Below are 14,759 nucleotides of genomic sequence, written 5' to 3' on the forward strand. Positions count from 1 at the left end.
ACGCCGAAATTGACCAAAGCCGTGGCGCCCGATTAACTGTATATCCGTACAGTTTAATTGCAAGGCGTGCCCCATGACTACCATCCTTGGCCCCATCGCAGCCGGCGCAGGCGCGCTGTCACGCTATCTGTTCAGCGTGCCGGCAGGCTTTCCCTCGCCTGCGGCGGACCACATGGAGCAGCCGATCTCGCTGGACGAGCTGTTCAACCTGCGCGCGCCGCATATGTACCTGGTGAGAATAGACGGCGACAGCATGCAGGACGCGGGCATCTTCGATGGCGACCTGGTGCTGGTCGATCGCTCGATCGAAGCCCAGCACGGCCATGTGGTGATCGCCGCCGTCAATGGCGAGCCATTGTGCAAGCGGCTGCACAGAGTTGGCCGGCAGGTGGTGCTGCGCTCGGACAACCCGCGCTTTGCCCCGCGGCATATCCTCGAGGGCGACGAGCTGGCGATCTGGGGCGTGGTCACCTTCAGCGTGCGCAGCCACGATCCCAAGGCTTGAGTTCAAGATCGGGCACGCCAGAGAGCATTGAATTGGGTGGTGAAACTCTGGCTCATCAACTCGCGGCGCATCTCCCAATCCGGTGCCGCTGGCACACTGGCCGCGCGCATGGTGCCCGAGCCCCAGCGCCCGTTGATGTCATCCATCACCTGCATCAGGCGATCACAAGTCGGCGATTGTCTGGGGGCGAACAGGTCATCTGAAAACTCCCCCGGTTGGCACAGGTCCATCAACAACACCTCGGCCTTACTGTAGCGAAAGTCTGGGCGAAAGATCGTGCCTACCGCCTCCAGCGCCATGCGCGTAAGTAGCCGTACGTCGTCGGTGGGGTAGGGCAGTTGCACCACTACGCCGCTGGCGTACTTGGCTTCTTCGGGGTTGAACATGCCGGTGCGGATGCTCACCCGCAGCTTGCGCGCCAGCGAGCGTTGCGCGCGCAGTTTCTGCGTTGCGCGCATGACGTAGGTGGCCACCGCCTGCCTGATCGGCTGCAACTCGCTGACCCGCTCGCCGAACATGCGGCTGCAGCAGATTTCCTGGCGCGGCGGCTCCTGCGCCTGCAGTTCCAGGCAGGGCGTGCCGGACAACTCGCGGGCGGTTTTTTCAACTACCACGCTGAACTGCTTGCGCAGGCTCCACGGGTCGGCCTGAGCCAGGTCCCAGGCGCTGCGGATGTTCAGCGCGGTCAGGTGCGCCGCCATGCGCGGGCCGATACCCCAGACGTCCGAGGCCTGGCACTTTTTCAGTACCCAGTCGCGCCGTACCGGGTCGCGCATGTCGTAGACCCCGCCGGTTTGCGCGGTCCAGCGCTTGGCCGCGTGATTGGCCAGCTTGGCCAGGGTCTTGGTACCGGCGATGCCGACCCCGACGGGAATGCCGGTGTGCTTGAGAACACGCTCGCGAATGTCGCGGCCCAGTTGCTCGAGATCGCCAGGCACGCCGCTGAGGTCGGCGAAGGCTTCATCGATCGAGTACACCTCGGTGGCCGGGACCATGCCTTCTATCACCGTCATTACTCGCTGGCTCATGTCGCCATACAGCGCGTAATTGGAGGAGAACGCCACCACGCCGTGACGGCGCAGCACATCCCGCACTTGAAAGTACGGCTGGCCCATCTTTACCCATTGCTTGGCCTCGGCGCTGCGGGCAATGACGCAACCGTCGTTGTTGCTCAATACCACGATCGGCGTGCGTACCAGGTCGGGGCGGAACACCCGTTCGCAGCTGGCGTAGAAGCTGTTGCAGTCGATCAGGGCGAATACGGGTGAGGTGGCGGTTGGCATGGCGGCTGGCTTTTTGCTGTATATACATACAGTAAACAGCTGCGGTTTGGGACGGTCAAGTTGGCCGCGACCGCCGGCCCGGCGACGTTGGTAAAGTTGACTGATGGATCAACACCAATCGCCGGTTTAATTGTGTACAGGAGATTAGCTAAAGATATAGATCCGTGCGGCCGAAACAGTGTGAGTAGCAGGTCGCCACTACTGCCCAGCAGCGGCCATTTGCCCCCGCCCTACATGGATGGTCGTGACAGTGAAAATAAAAACCAAATTGATCCTTGCCTTCGTCTCGGTAGCCTTTATCCCAGTCAGCGTGGTCGGGGTTATATCGGTGCTGAATATCCGCGCCGATGCACTTGAACAGTTTGTCGATGGCAGCACGCGGGAAATCCGTCAGATAGACGGCAACATGCGTCAGTTCTTTGATGCAACTACGCAAAACGTCGATCAACTGTCCGCTGATCCTGTATACACTTCAGTAAGTACTTTAAAACAGTACACCAGTACCGACGCCGCCAGTCAGCCAATGCCGGCTGCGGCGCAGCAGGTCATTGATCAATTCGCCCGCTATGGTTCGACTCACCCGGCCGCGGCGATTCTGTCCATCGGCCTGGAAGACGGCAGTTACGCGAAATGGCCGGATGATCCCAAGCTTGCCAACTACGATCCGCGCACGCGGCCTTGGTACAAGGCGGCCATGGCCAGCCCGAACAAGACCGTGCGCACCGCTGCCTATTACTACGACAAGGACGATGTGGCGCTGGTCGGCACTGCGCGGGCATTGCTCGATGACGCCGGCAAGCCCAAGGGTGTGTTCGTCGTCAGCGTCTCGCTGAAAAACCTCACCGAGCTGATCAAGAGCATCAAGCTCGGCAACAGCGGCTACGTGATGCTGGTCGAAGACGGCACGGTGCTGGTCGACCCACGCGACGCCAGCCACAGTTTCAAGCAGCTCAAGGACCTTGGCGAGCCTTACGCGCATCTGGCAGCGACCGCGCAGGGCTCGACTGAAGTCGAGATCGATGGCGTCAACTACATGGCCAACGTATGGACTTCTCCAGGCCTGGGCTGGCGCTTTGTCGGCCTGATCGAGAAGCAGGAAGTGATGGCTGCGGCCACGCGCATGAGCTATCTCACGGCAGTCATCGTCATCTTGCTGGCGCTGGTATTTGCGGTGATCGCGGCGGCGTTCTCCAAGCTGATCGTCAAGCCCATCGGCCAGGTCAGCACCGGCTTGCAGTCGATCGCCGAAGGCGAGGGTGACCTGCGCCGAGATCTGCAGGTGCAGGGCAAGGATGAAACAGCTGAGCTGGCCGGCTGGTTCAACAAGTTCTTGGCGGCGATTCGCCAGCTGATCCAGCGCATCGGCGCTGCGTCGAGCAATCTTGAGGACGCTTCGCGGGTCAATAGCGAGGTGGCGAGCAATATGAACGAAGCCGCCGGGCGTCAGCGCGAAGCAGTCGAACTGGTGTCCACTGCATTCAACGAGATGGTCGCCACCGCCAACGAAGTTGCGCGCTCGTGCAGCAGCGCTGCCGATGCTGCCGAAAACGGCCACCGCCGTGTCGCTGAGGGCAAGCAGCAGATCGAGCAGACCACCGACAACGTCAACCGCCTCGGCATGCGCTTGAGCGAGTCGTCTCAGGCGATGGTCGAGCTGGAGCAGGGCAGTCGTAGCATCAACCAGATCCTCGGCACCATCCGCGCCATTGCCGAGCAGACCAACCTGCTGGCGTTGAACGCTGCGATCGAAGCTGCCCGCGCCGGTGATCAGGGCCGCGGCTTTGCCGTGGTGGCCGATGAAGTGCGCGCGCTGGCCAAGCGTACCGCTGACTCCACGGGCGAAATCGACCTGCTGCTCAATACCCTCGGCAGCAAGACTGCAGAGGTCTCGGAGAAGATGGACAGCTGCCTGGATCTGTCGCGGGCCAGCGTGTCGTCGATCGAGAGTGCGCGCGACAGCTTTGAAGGGATTCAGTTGTCGGTCAATGAAATCCGCGACCAGAACCTGCAGATTTCCGCAGCGGCGGAGGAGCAGCACAGCGTTGCCGAAGAGATCAACCGGCATATTCAGCAGATCTATGACGAAGCGCAGCTGGTCGAGGGCCTGGCCAGTTCGGCGCAGGCTGACTCCGGGCGGTTGTCGCAGCTGTCGCAGGAGTTGAATGGGTTGGTTGGGCGGTTCAAGTCCTGACAGCTAGGGCCGTACATTGGCTTGATGATTAGGGCAACCATTTGGGTTTCGGGGCTGCTGTGCAGCCCCTTTCGACTGGATTGCCGCCCCGCCAAGGGGTTTCACGTGGCAGGGTATCAGTGGCGATTCTGCAGCACCTCTCGAAACACGTCCGGGCGAGAGGCCGCGATATATAGCAGCGAGCGAGCCGCACCAGAAGGCGCTCGACGCCCTTGTTCCCACTCCTGAAGGGTTCGAATCGAAACACCCAGCAGTTCTGCGAATTTAAGCTGCGATAGCCCCGTCTTGTTACGCGCCTCAGCGGCTTCAGTCACTTCAACCTGATGCACTGCGCCGTAGCGGCCGGCTTTCACATCGCGGATCGACTGCAGTAATTCTTCGCCGATGTCGCGCTTGGCGTCCCGAAGCATGAGCTCTGTCTCACTCAACGGCATGGTCCAGCTCCTTCATGATCTTGCGCAGCACATGCGCAGGTATATTTTCTACAGCGCTTTTGCAGTACACGAGCAGTGTAACCAGTGCACCGTCAGCGAGTTGGGCCGTGTAGATGACTCTGACCGCGCCCCGTTTCCCTTGCCCATCCATGCTCCAGCGCACCTTGCGACACCCACCAGAACCGGCGATCACGACGCCAGCTTCTGGATCCGCAGCAAGGTACGCCATAAAAGCTCCATGCTCCTCGGCGGTCCAGTAATCCGGCCACTGCCTGGAGAAAAGCGGCGATTCGATAATGGTCAGCATACCTCATCCCTACGTCTTTGACGTAGCGATTGTGGGAGTCATAACACTGACGAGGGAAGGTCGATGTTGTATCGAGCAGTTGCTCGGCCTTGGATCGCAGCAGGCCGGCAACCTGCGCAAGTTCCCCACCCAATCTGTAAATTTCGTAAATAAGATTTAAAGTCATTTGAGAATCGTTATATTCCACATCCCTATTGGCCCCCCAAGTACTGCTTGAGAGGCCGGAGGGTGTGGGCTCTTCGGTTTCCTGGTCGGGGTTGGCATTTGCCCATGATCAGGAGATGTGTCGATGCAATCCAGAACCTCACCCAATGGCCTGGCCCTGGCTTTTGTTGCCTTGGCCACACCAGCACTGCTGGTCGCGCCGGCTCACGCCGAAGAGCAGCAAAACGCCGAGGTGCTGGACGTCCCGCTAGACAGCAATGCACTGATCATCCAGGACACTCTGGTTACCGCCGAACGTGAGGCGCGTCAGGCGCTCGGTTCGTCGATCATTACCGAAGAAGACATCAAGCGCCGCCCGCCCGCCAATGACCTGTCCGACATCATCCGCCGCGAGCCTGGGGTCAATCTGACCGGCAACAGCGCCAGCGGCGCGCGTGGCAACAACCGCCAGATCGACCTGCGTGGCATGGGCCCGGAAAACACCCTGATCCTGATCGACGGCAAGCCGTCCAATGCGCGCAACGCCGTGCGCTACGGCTGGAACGGTGACCGCGATACCCGTGGCGAGACCAACTGGGTGCCGGCCGAAGCGGTCGAGCGCATCGAGATCCTGCGTGGCCCGGCGGCGGCGCGTTACGGCTCCGGGGCCATGGGTGGGGTGGTCAACATCATCACCAAGCGCCCGACCGATGAGTTCAAGGGCAACGTCAACGTCTACACCCAGCTGCCGGAAGACAGCGCCGAGGGCATGAGCCGGCGGACCAACTTCAACCTCAGCGGTGGCCTGACCGAAAACCTTGGCTTCCGTCTGTTCGGCGGCCTGGCAAAGACCGATGCCGATGACCTCGACATCAATGCCGACGCGGCCAACAGTGCCCTCGTGGGCGGCCGCGAAGGTGTGCGCAACAAAGACATCAACGGCCTGCTGAGCTGGAAGCTCAACGACGAGCATCGCCTCGAGATGAGCAGCGGTTACAGCCGCCAAGGCAACATCTACGCCGGCGACACCATGAACAGCAACGGCGGCGGCAACGTTGATCTGATCTCCAGCCTGTACGGCAAGGAGACCAACATCATGCAGCGCAGCACCTACGACCTGACCCACCTGGGCGACTTCAGCTGGGGCACCAGCAAGACCGTGCTGGCCTACGAGTACGTGCGCAACTGGCGCCTCAACGAAGGCCTCGCCGGTGGCCCGGAGGGCGCGATCAACGACAGTGGCGCGGCTATGTCGCGGCTGCGCAACACGCGCCTGACCAGTGAGGTCAACCTGCCGTTCGCCATGGGCAGCACCGAACACGTGCTGACCCTGGGCGGCGAATACCTGTACGAGAGCCTCAACGACCAGGGCTCGTTCCGCCCGCAGAGCTTCGACCCGAGCGGCAACGGCGGCGATGCGATCAGTGGCTTTGATCGCAGCAACTCGAAGATGACTGCCAAGAGCTACGCGCTGTTCGTCGAAGACAACGTCATCATCGGCGATACCACCGTCACCCCCGGGCTGCGCCTGGATCACCACGAAGCCTTCGGTGACAACCTCAGCCCAAGCCTGAACCTGTCGCACAAGCTGACCGAGGCGCTGACCGTCAAAGGCGGCATTGCCCGTGCCTACAAAACGCCGAACCTGTACCAGTACAACTCCAACTACCTGCTGTACAGCCGCGGCAACGGGTGCAGTGTCGGCCAGACCAACTCCGGTGGCTGCTACCTGCAGGGCAACAGCGACCTCAAGCCGGAAATCAGCGTCAACAAGGAAATCGGCCTGCAGTACGACCGCGGCACTTGGCGCACCAGCGCGACGTACTTCCGTAACGACTACCAGAACAAGATCATCGGTGGCACCGACGTGATCTATGCGATCAATAGTGGTCGTCGCGTGACCCAGTGGGAAAACGCCGGCGAAGCGCGGGTCGAGGGTATCGAGGGCAACTTCTTCATCGAGCTGAGCCCGGCGCTCGACTGGAACACCAACCTGACCTGGATGCTCGACAACGACAACCGTGAAACCGGCGAGCCGCTGTCGGTGATCCCCGAGTACACGGTCAATACCACCCTCGACTGGCGCGCCACCGACAAGTTGTCGTTCCAGCTCGCCGGCACCTACTTCGGCAAGCAGAAGTCGCCAAGCTACAACTACCGCACCCAGCAGGACTACGACCTGGCAGCACAGCAGGATGTGGAAGCCTACGGCCTGGTGGATATCAGCACCGGCTACAAATTCAACCAGAACTACGACGTGCGCGTGGGCGTGAACAACGTCTTCGACAAGCAGATCCTGCGCGGCGGCAACGCCAGCAGCTCCGGCGCCAACACCTATAACCAGCCTGGGCGCGCCGTGTTTGCCTCGTTGAACATTTCGTTCTGATCGATCGGCACAAGGACCTTCTGATGAGCGAAACCCCAACCTGGCTGCGCATCCTCTCGCGCAGCGGCGCAGCCCTGTTGGGTGGCTACGCCTTCAGTTACGCCAGCACCGCCTGCCTGGCGCGGATCCTGCCGCTGGCGCCGGCGGACGCGGTGATCGTCGCCACGCTGCCGGCGTTCGTCTTCTATACCCTGGCGATCCTCTGGGCCTTCGCCAGCCGTGACGCGCTGCGGGCCTGGGCGCCACTGGCGCTGGCGGTGCCGTTGGCGTTGATTGGCTTCTGGCCGCAGGCGCTGCGGTGGCTGGCATGAAAAACACCTTCACTCAATCGATGGCCTGGCTGCACACCTGGGCCGGGCTGATCTTTGGCTGGCTGCTGTTCGCAATCTTTGTCACCGGCACCCTGGCGGTGTTCGACAAAGAGCTCAACCACTGGATGCAGCCAGAAATCCCGGCAAGTACAGTGTCCCAGGCCGATGCCGCCAAGCGCGCGATCAGCTACCTGCAACAGCACCAAGCCAACGCCGGCAACTGGGGTATCAGCTTGCCGACCGAACGCTCGCCGGGCTTGAGCGTCTCCACCGGCGATCGCCGCCACGGCGTGGTGGTGCCGCTCGACCCGAACAGCGGCGAGCCGCTTGCCGTACGTGACAGCGTCGGCGGCAACTTCTTCTTCCGCTTCCACTTCACCCTCGACCTGCCGCGCAACTGGGGCATCTTCGTGGTCGGCGCGCTGGCGCTGGTGATGCTTGCGGGGTTGATCACCGGCATCGTCATTCACAAGAAGATCTTCAAGGAGTTCTTTACCTTCCGCCCCGACAAAGGCCAGCGCTCGTGGCTGGACTTTCACAACGCCAGCGCGGTGTTGCTGCTGCCGTTTCACTTGATGATCACCTACACCGGCCTGGTGATTTTCATGATGATCTACATCCCCGCAGGCGTGGACGCCGTGTTCGAGGGCGACAGCCGGGCGTACTTCCAGGCCCAGGGCAATGCCCGTGTGGAACAACCGCGACGGCTGGCCAAGACGCCCGCCGAGCTGGTCGAACTGGCGCCGCTGCTGGCCCAGGCCGAAGCTCGTCTCGGACCAGTTGGCAGCATTGGCATCCGTAACCCGAACACCGCCGCGGCGCTGATCGAAGTGCGGCCGGTGCTGGGTAACCGCATCGCGCTGACCAAAGGCAATGCAATGGTGTTCGACGGTGTCAGCGGCAAGCTGCTCAGCGACGTCGCCGAACTGCGCCCGGCGCCGCTGACTCAGCGGGTCATGGCCGGGCTGCATTTTGCGCAGTTTGGTGGCTACCCGATGCGCTGGCTGTACTTCATCTGCGGCTTGATCAGCTGCGCAATGATCGCCAGCGGGCTGGTGCTGTTCTGCGTCAAGCGTGGGCGCAAATATGCCGCTGCCGACAGCCGTGCCGATGCGGCGGCGCGACGTTGGTATCGCGTGGCTGAAGTGTGCAACGTCGGCTTTATCAGCGGCCTGATGGTCGCCTGTGTCGGCTTGCTGTGGGCCAGCCGACTGTTGCCAGCGGAGCTGGCGCAACGTGAGGCGTGGGAAGTGCGGGCGTTCTTTGGCCTGTGGCTGCTGGCGTTACTGCATGCCGGCGTGCGCCCTGCCAAACAGGCATGGGTCGAGCAGTTGGCACTTTGCGCCGTGCTGTGCGGTGGTCTGGGTGTGCTGGGTATCTTTGCCGGCGGCGTCGACCACCTGCGCCTGGGTGTCGAGGTCACGGGCCTGGTGTTGGGTATTGGCCTGGCCTTGGCGGCATGGCGTGTGGCGTGCCCCAAACCGGTGGTGGTCAAGCCGCGCGCGGCGCGCACAATGGAGGCCAAGGCATGATCAGTCTGGTGACGGGTAGCCTGCTGTTTGCCTATGCCGGCATGCTCGGTTTGTGTCAGGGGCTGGAGCGCCATTACAAACAGGTGTGGCAACGGTCACCGTCGCCAGCGCTGCGCCTGAGCCTGCGCGCGCTGGGCTGGCTGGGGCTGCTGTTGAGCTTGCTGCTGTGCGCTCAGGCCTGGGGCTGGGCGATGGGCGCGGTGGCCTGGTTTGGGGTGATCTCGCTGGCGGCGGTGGTGCTGGTGATGCTGCTGCCGTACTGGCCCAGGTTCGCCGTAGCGCTGGTGGCGGCAATACCGGCGTGGGGCGTGCTGCACCTGTTCGGTTGATCAGGCCAGCACGCCGCAGTCCTGCAGCCAGTGCTCGAAGCACTCAAACGTAGCGATGGCGGCGGCCACCGTCTGCGGGTGACTGGCGGCAGGCTGGTCGAGGCGCTGCAGGAAACTGCGCCAATGCGCGCCGGTCAGCGGCCCGTACACGTCGAGAAAGCGCGCGCCGTGGTCGCCGTCGATCCCCAGGCGCTCGGCCATCGCCCGCTTGAGCACCTGACCGCCGAGGGTCGAGCCTTCGATCACATACATCACGCCGAGCACGCTGGCTTCATCGGCAGTTGCCGGCAGCGCCTCGCAGCGGGGCAGGGCGGCAACCTCTGCGCGGCTCAGGCCCAATGCCTGAAGGTCATGTTCGAGCACTGTGGTCTTGGCCCGCTCGCTGCCTTGATGGTCTGTCAGTAGCGCTTGTAGCGGGGCATGGAAGCCATAGTAAGCCTGCATCAGCCGTCGATAGGCAGGCAGGTCGAAGTCATCACGGAAAAACGGCAAGCGGGCTTCCAGGCGCTGGTGACAGGCTTGGGTACCTGCGCGCAGTGCGAGCAGAAGCGGACTGGGGGTGTGGGGCATTGGCGGCTCGGGTAAAAGGGTATGGCATCTAGACAGCATCCTACCGCAAGGTAGCGGTGGCAGCGTAGTATCAGCCCGCCTGAAGCCTGCGTTGGAGGACACCGGTGAAAGCTGTTCGCTTGACCTTGATCTGCCATGGACTGACCGATGCCCAGCGGCTCGGCCGTATGGCTTGCCCTGATGATGCGCTGGTTGCGCTGCCTTCTGCCGCTGAACTGATGGCTGATTACACGCAGGTAGTGTCAGCGCCCGAGCGCCGTACCCTCGACACCGCCGGTGTGCTGGGCGATCAGGTGATGAGCGAGCCGGCCTTGGCCGACGCTGATCTGGGACGCTGGCAGGGATTGACGCTGAAGCAGTTGCAGCGCGAGCAGCCGGATGCGCTGGCGCAGTGGCTGAGCGATCCCTACAGTGCCTCCCACGGCGGCGAATCCCTGGCTCAGCTGAGCGAACGAGTGGCCGCCTGGCTTGCGGCGTTCAACAGCCCAGGCTCGACCTTGGCAGTGACTCATCCTCAGGTGATCAGGGCTGTGCTTGGGCAACTGCTCGACTGCCCGCTGGCTGCCCTGCAGCGCATCGATGTACTGCCCCTGGCAAAACTACAGCTGAGCTTCAACGGGCAGTGGCGGGTGCGTCTGCTGTGACCTGACGCAAATCCTGGCAACGCCCGGTTGCACTTGGCGGCGCATCTGCAATGATCGTCAGGCCCGTTCAGGGCACCTCAAGGACTGCACAGGAATCAGCATGATGCACGTAACCCTCCCATGCCGGGCAGCCCTGCTCGGCCTCGCGTTGCTGCCGAGCCTGGCCGTAGCGGCTGGCCCGGAACCAGTACCGGTATATCGGCAGATCAAGGACTGGATCGTTGGCTGCGACAACACCCGCGCCTGTACCGCCGTCGCCGCAGCGCAGGAAGATACCAATTCGCTGTGGCTGGTGGTGCACCGCGAGGCCGGTCTGAACGGTGCGCTGAGCCTGCGCGTGGTCGGCGGTGCTGCCTGGGATTCGCCGCCGCTACTCGACGGCCAGCCATTGACGGCGAGCTGGCACAAGCAGCGCGACGAGTATCAGACCGTCCTGCAGGTGGACGGTGAGGCCGGCGCCGCGCTCATGCGCCAGTTGCGCAACGGCGAGCGCCTGACAGCGGCCAGCAGCGACGGCGCGTTGCAGGCATCGCTGCAGGGCATCAGTGCGGCGCTGCTGCTGATCGATTCGGTGCAAGGCCGTATCGGCCACGCCAGCGCGTTGGTGCGCCCCGGCACTGCCGCAGATGCGAGCGTGCCACCAGCACCCACTATGGCCAAACTGCCGCTGTTCACCGCAGCGCCCGCGCTGGACCCTGCGCAGGCCACCCAGATGCGCAGCGCGGTCATGGCCAAAGCCAAGGCCGACGGCGATGTATTTGATCAAGAGGGTGTGCGTAGCCTCGAACTGCAGCCACTCGACAGCCAGCACGCGCTGGCCCTGATCAGTTCGGAATGCGGCGCCTACAACTGCTCGTACACGCTGTACCGGGTTGGCCGCGCAGCGCCTTACGTGATCAGCGAGCTACCGTTCGAGGCGCTGGCAAGTGAGGTGGTCGACAGCCGCTTGACCGGCTATGTCGCGTTCGATTCGAACAGCGGCGAGCTGTATGGCTTCGACAAGGGCCGCGGGATTGGCGACTGCGGTGTCAACGAGATCTGGCGCTACGACGGTGAGCGCATGCGCTTGCTTAGCCTGGCCAAGATGGACCGCTGTGCGCAGGTTTCTTCAGAGTATTGGCCGGTGCTGTGGCGTGCCGGCAAGTAACGGCAAGGGCTGCGCTGCAGCCCCGGAAGAAGGTCAGAACGCCAGCTTGTAACCGATCAGCAGCAGCATCGCCGCCAGGCATGGGCGCAGGACGTTGTCGGAGATGCGCCCGCTGAGGTGGCTGCCCAGGTAGATGCCCGGCAGCGAACCCAGCAACAGATAACCGAGCAGCGACCAGTCCATGTTGCCCATGCCGGCATGGCCAAGGCCCGCGACCAGCGTCAGCGGCACGGCGTGAGCGATCTCGGTGCCGACCAGGCGGCGGGTAACCAGGAACGGGTACAGCAGGAACAACGCTACCGTGCCCAGGGCACCGGCGCCGATCGAGGTCAGGGTCACCATCACGCCGAGGATCACCCCGGTGAACACGGTCAGGCCGTTGAGGGTGCGATCGCTGAGGTGATAGTGGTCGCCGGCATGGCGGCTGGCAAAGGCCTGCAGGCGCGATTTGAACAGCAGCGCCAGCGCGGTCAGGATCAGCACCACAGCCAGGCCTTGCTTGATCACCGCATTCAGCGCCGAGGTGTCGGCATGCAGCGTGCTGAGGAACCACAGGGTTAGCGCCGCCGCAGGCACGCTGCCCAGGCTGAGCCAGCCGGTGATCTTCCAGTCGATGTTCTTGTTGCGCCCGTGCACCCAGACGCCACTGGCCTTGGTAATAGCAGCATAGAGCAGGTCAGTGCCCACGGCAGTTGCAGGGTTGACGCCAAACCAGAGCAGGATCGGCGTCATCAACGACCCGCCGCCAACGCCAGTCATGCCAACGATGAAACCTACGATTAGCCCTGCAATGGTGAAACCGAAAGAACCTACATCCATACGTTACTCGACTGCCCAACTGCCCGTGATCGGATGAGCGCAAGCATATAGGTAGTTAATATAGCCAAATAGATTTGTTGGTTATTAGGTTATAACCGGGTGCGGGAGGGTGTTGCGGGCAAGCCCCGCGCCGTAACTGGCGCGGGGCTTTGTTAGGCGGGGCTGGATCAGATACGGAAACTGCCGACCAGCTGCTTCAGACGCCCAGCCTGCTGGCTCAGCGCATCGCAGTGCTGCAGGGTCTCGTTGAGGTTCTGCACGCCTTGCTGGTTGAGGGTGTTGATCTGGGTGATATCCAGGTTGAGGCTTTCGACCACGGCGGTCTGCTCTTCGGTGGCGGTGGCCACCGACTGGTTCATACCGTCGATTTCACCGATCCGCTGCGTGACACTGGCCAGCCGCTCACCGGCCTTGTTGGCGACCTGCACGGTCTGCTCACTCGACACCTGGCTGGCGTTCATGGTGTGCACCGCCTCACGCGAACCGACCTGCAGGCTGGTGATCATGCGGTGAATCTCTTCTGCCGACTCCTGCGTACGGTGGGCAAGGTTGCGCACCTCGTCGGCAACCACGGCAAAGCCACGGCCGGCTTCACCGGCGCGGGCAGCTTCGATGGCAGCGTTGAGTGCAAGCAGGTTGGTCTGCTGGGAAATCCCCTTGATCACATCGAGAATCTTGCCGATGTCGTCAGTGCTGGTGTTGAGGATTTCGATCTGCTCGCACGACTCACTGATTTTCAGCGACAGTGCGGTCATCGCCGTGATGGCATCGTCGACCACCTGGCGGCCGTCATGGGCCTGGTCGCTGGCGCCGCTGGCATGTTGCGAGGCGTCGGCGGCGTTGCGGGCAATTTCCTGGGTCGCGGCACCGAGCTGATTGATCGCTGCCGCGACGCTGTTGGTGCGCATGCTTTGCTCTTCCGAGCCGCTGATCGAGGCATTGGAGGCACTGACGACTTTTTCCGAGAGGTCATGGACCAGGCGGGTCGCCGAGGACACCTCGCTGATGGAAGCATGGATGCGCTCGACGAAGCGGTTGAACGAGGTCGCCAGTTCGCCGAATTCGTCCTGGTTCTGCACGGTGAGGCGGCGGGTCAGGTCGCCTTCGCCTTCGGCGATGTCGCGCATGGCGCGGCCCATGGTGGTCAGCGGGCGCATCAATACCGGGATCAGCAAACCGAGCAGACCGGCGATGGCCGCTACGGCAACCAGCATGGCAATGATTGCCGAGGTGCGGAACTGGCTCAGTGCGGCATAGGCCTTGTCCTTGTCGATGGACAGGCCGATATACCACTTGGCCGAAGGCAGGCCGTTGATCGGGGCGAACGAGATCAGCCGCTCCTGGCCATCGAGCACCACGTCCTGCATGCCCGGCTCGACGCGCAGGTTGGCGGCAGGGTAGATGTCCTTTAGGTTTTTCATCACCTGGGTCTTGTCCGGGCTGACGATCACCTGGCCGTCGCGGTCGGCCAGAAACGCATGGCCGATGCCGCCGAAGTCGACCGAGTTGATGATCTCGACCAGGGTGTCGAGCGACAGGTCACCGCCGATTACACCGAGCAGTTGGCCGTCGGCCTTGGCTTTGACCGGGGTGGCAATGGTCACCACCAGGCCGCCGACGGCGCTCTGGTAGGGCGGCGTCAGCAGGGTCTGGCCGGCGCTGACAGCGGCGCTGTACCAGGGACGCTGACGCGGGTCGTAGGTGTCGGGCATCTTCTCGTCAGGGCGCTGGGTGAATACGCCATTGGTCTGGCCCAGGTAGGTGAAGAGGAAGTTGCGGGTGTACGAAGGCTGGCCGATCAGTCCGGCCAGGTTATTGCCAGCACCTTGCTCGGCAATGTCTTCAGCGAGGTTTTCCAGCACCAGGATGCGTCCACTCATCCAGTTTTGCACGCTGCTGGCAGTCAATGCGCCGGCCTGCTGCACCGACGATTCCAGGTTCTGGCGAATCGTACTGCGCTGCAGGTAGTCGTTGTAGAGGGTAAACAGGGCAAATGCCAGCACCACGACACCGCAGGCACTGAGGAGAATCTTGTGGCGGAACTTCAGGTTCATGTTTCGAGACCTTGAGCCATGTTGAGAGGACGCCGGGCGCTTGTGACGCGATGACGGCTTACTTGATTTCTATCGGCTCAAGCCGGACAAAACTGATAGGCCA

The 14,759-nt window shown here is 62.7% G+C and carries 14 protein-coding genes; 8 read left to right on the top strand and 6 right to left on the bottom strand.

Features of this window, described 5'->3' with window-relative positions; all coding sequences use genetic code 11:
- Positions 1 to 73: 73 nt before the first annotated feature.
- Positions 74 to 505, top strand: a complete 432-nt coding sequence (locus M2396_RS01610; RefSeq protein WP_101321117.1) for a LexA family transcriptional regulator — start codon at positions 74 to 76, stop codon at positions 503 to 505.
- Between the two features lie 2 nt (positions 506 to 507).
- On the opposite strand, the gene M2396_RS01615 is transcribed toward M2396_RS01610, so the two are convergent.
- Entirely contained in the window at positions 508 to 1,788 is a 1,281-nt protein-coding gene (locus M2396_RS01615; protein ID WP_259072473.1) for a Y-family DNA polymerase, read from the bottom strand.
- Between the two features lie 250 nt (positions 1,789 to 2,038).
- Here M2396_RS01615 and M2396_RS01620 point away from each other — a divergent pair, with 250 nt between their 5' ends.
- Positions 2,039 to 3,979: a methyl-accepting chemotaxis protein gene (locus M2396_RS01620; protein WP_259072474.1), complete on the top strand. Its 1,941-nt coding sequence runs from the start codon at positions 2,039 to 2,041 to the stop codon at positions 3,977 to 3,979.
- A gap of 116 nt (positions 3,980 to 4,095) precedes the next feature.
- Here the strand turns inward: M2396_RS01620 and M2396_RS01625 are convergent, their stop codons facing one another.
- A complete protein-coding gene (locus M2396_RS01625) occupies positions 4,096 to 4,413 on the bottom strand; it encodes a DNA-binding transcriptional regulator (protein ID WP_150570764.1) in 318 nt (105 codons plus the stop codon).
- Positions 4,400 to 4,720, bottom strand: a complete 321-nt coding sequence (locus M2396_RS01630) for a transcriptional regulator (RefSeq protein WP_188036404.1) — start codon at positions 4,718 to 4,720, stop codon at positions 4,400 to 4,402. The genes M2396_RS01625 and M2396_RS01630 overlap by 14 nt, the downstream gene beginning before the upstream one ends.
- 289 nt (positions 4,721 to 5,009) lie before the next feature.
- Here M2396_RS01630 and M2396_RS01635 point away from each other — a divergent pair, with 289 nt between their 5' ends.
- The 4 genes from M2396_RS01635 to M2396_RS01650 are packed head-to-tail and all read left to right on the top strand — an operon-like array spanning position 5,010 to position 9,422.
- Positions 5,010 to 7,250 carry a TonB-dependent siderophore receptor gene (locus M2396_RS01635; RefSeq protein WP_181087602.1) on the top strand — a complete coding sequence of 747 codons (2,241 nt, stop codon included), beginning with the start codon at positions 5,010 to 5,012 and terminating at the stop codon, positions 7,248 to 7,250.
- 23 nt (positions 7,251 to 7,273) lie between these two features.
- Positions 7,274 to 7,561, top strand: coding sequence for an iron transporter (locus M2396_RS01640; RefSeq protein WP_101321110.1), 288 nt, complete (start codon positions 7,274 to 7,276; stop codon positions 7,559 to 7,561).
- The gene (locus M2396_RS01645) at positions 7,558 to 9,093 is read left to right on the top strand and encodes a PepSY domain-containing protein (protein WP_259072479.1); all 1,536 of its coding nucleotides are present in this window, start codon (positions 7,558 to 7,560) and stop codon (positions 9,091 to 9,093) included. The genes M2396_RS01640 and M2396_RS01645 overlap by 4 nt, the downstream gene beginning before the upstream one ends.
- Positions 9,090 to 9,422 carry a DUF3325 domain-containing protein gene (locus tag M2396_RS01650; RefSeq protein WP_150570767.1) on the top strand — a complete coding sequence of 111 codons (333 nt, stop codon included), beginning with the start codon at positions 9,090 to 9,092 and terminating at the stop codon, positions 9,420 to 9,422. Before M2396_RS01645 ends, M2396_RS01650 begins: the two co-directional genes overlap by 4 nt.
- On the opposite strand, the gene M2396_RS01655 is transcribed toward M2396_RS01650, so the two are convergent.
- Positions 9,423 to 9,992 carry a biliverdin-producing heme oxygenase gene (locus tag M2396_RS01655; RefSeq protein ID WP_101321104.1) on the bottom strand — a complete coding sequence of 190 codons (570 nt, stop codon included), beginning with the start codon at positions 9,990 to 9,992 and terminating at the stop codon, positions 9,423 to 9,425.
- A gap of 104 nt (positions 9,993 to 10,096) precedes the next feature.
- On the opposite strand from M2396_RS01655, the gene M2396_RS01660 reads away from it, so the two are divergent.
- A complete protein-coding gene (locus tag M2396_RS01660; RefSeq protein ID WP_150570769.1) occupies positions 10,097 to 10,636 on the top strand; it encodes a histidine phosphatase family protein in 540 nt (179 codons plus the stop codon).
- A gap of 100 nt (positions 10,637 to 10,736) precedes the next feature.
- Entirely contained in the window at positions 10,737 to 11,783 is a 1,047-nt protein-coding gene (locus M2396_RS01665) for a DUF1176 domain-containing protein (protein ID WP_259072482.1), read from the top strand.
- 33 nt (positions 11,784 to 11,816) lie between these two features.
- Here the strand turns inward: M2396_RS01665 and M2396_RS01670 are convergent, their stop codons facing one another.
- The gene (locus M2396_RS01670; protein WP_101321097.1) at positions 11,817 to 12,602 is read right to left on the bottom strand and encodes a sulfite exporter TauE/SafE family protein; all 786 of its coding nucleotides are present in this window, start codon (positions 12,600 to 12,602) and stop codon (positions 11,817 to 11,819) included.
- 167 nt (positions 12,603 to 12,769) lie between these two features.
- The gene (gene mcpA, locus M2396_RS01675; protein WP_150570771.1) at positions 12,770 to 14,656 is read right to left on the bottom strand and encodes a methyl-accepting chemotaxis protein McpA; all 1,887 of its coding nucleotides are present in this window, start codon (positions 14,654 to 14,656) and stop codon (positions 12,770 to 12,772) included.
- Positions 14,657 to 14,759: the final 103 nt, after the last annotated feature.

Source organism: Pseudomonas sp. BIGb0278 (assembly GCF_024809895.1).
GTDB lineage: Bacteria > Pseudomonadota > Gammaproteobacteria > Pseudomonadales > Pseudomonadaceae > Aquipseudomonas > Aquipseudomonas shirazensis.

Bases quoted from the DNA above. Each gene is read 5' to 3' on its own strand.
- mcpA (WP_150570771.1), bottom strand. From the start codon at position 14,656: ATGAACCTGAAGTTCCGCCACAAGATTCTCCTCAGTGCCTGCGGTGTC.
- M2396_RS01640 (WP_101321110.1), top strand. From the start codon at position 7,274: ATGAGCGAAACCCCAACCTGGCTGCGCATCCTCTCGCGCAGCGGCGCA.
- M2396_RS01665 (WP_259072482.1), top strand. From the start codon at position 10,737: ATGATGCACGTAACCCTCCCATGCCGGGCAGCCCTGCTCGGCCTCGCG.
- M2396_RS01655 (WP_101321104.1), bottom strand. From the start codon at position 9,992: ATGCCCCACACCCCCAGTCCGCTTCTGCTCGCACTGCGCGCAGGTACC.
- M2396_RS01645 (WP_259072479.1), top strand. From the start codon at position 7,558: ATGAAAAACACCTTCACTCAATCGATGGCCTGGCTGCACACCTGGGCC.
- M2396_RS01670 (WP_101321097.1), bottom strand. From the start codon at position 12,602: ATGGATGTAGGTTCTTTCGGTTTCACCATTGCAGGGCTAATCGTAGGT.
- M2396_RS01635 (WP_181087602.1), top strand. From the start codon at position 5,010: ATGCAATCCAGAACCTCACCCAATGGCCTGGCCCTGGCTTTTGTTGCC.
- M2396_RS01625 (WP_150570764.1), bottom strand. From the start codon at position 4,413: ATGCCGTTGAGTGAGACAGAGCTCATGCTTCGGGACGCCAAGCGCGAC.
- M2396_RS01630 (WP_188036404.1), bottom strand. From the start codon at position 4,720: ATGCTGACCATTATCGAATCGCCGCTTTTCTCCAGGCAGTGGCCGGAT.
- M2396_RS01615 (WP_259072473.1), bottom strand. From the start codon at position 1,788: ATGCCAACCGCCACCTCACCCGTATTCGCCCTGATCGACTGCAACAGC.
- M2396_RS01650 (WP_150570767.1), top strand. From the start codon at position 9,090: ATGATCAGTCTGGTGACGGGTAGCCTGCTGTTTGCCTATGCCGGCATG.
- M2396_RS01610 (WP_101321117.1), top strand. From the start codon at position 74: ATGACTACCATCCTTGGCCCCATCGCAGCCGGCGCAGGCGCGCTGTCA.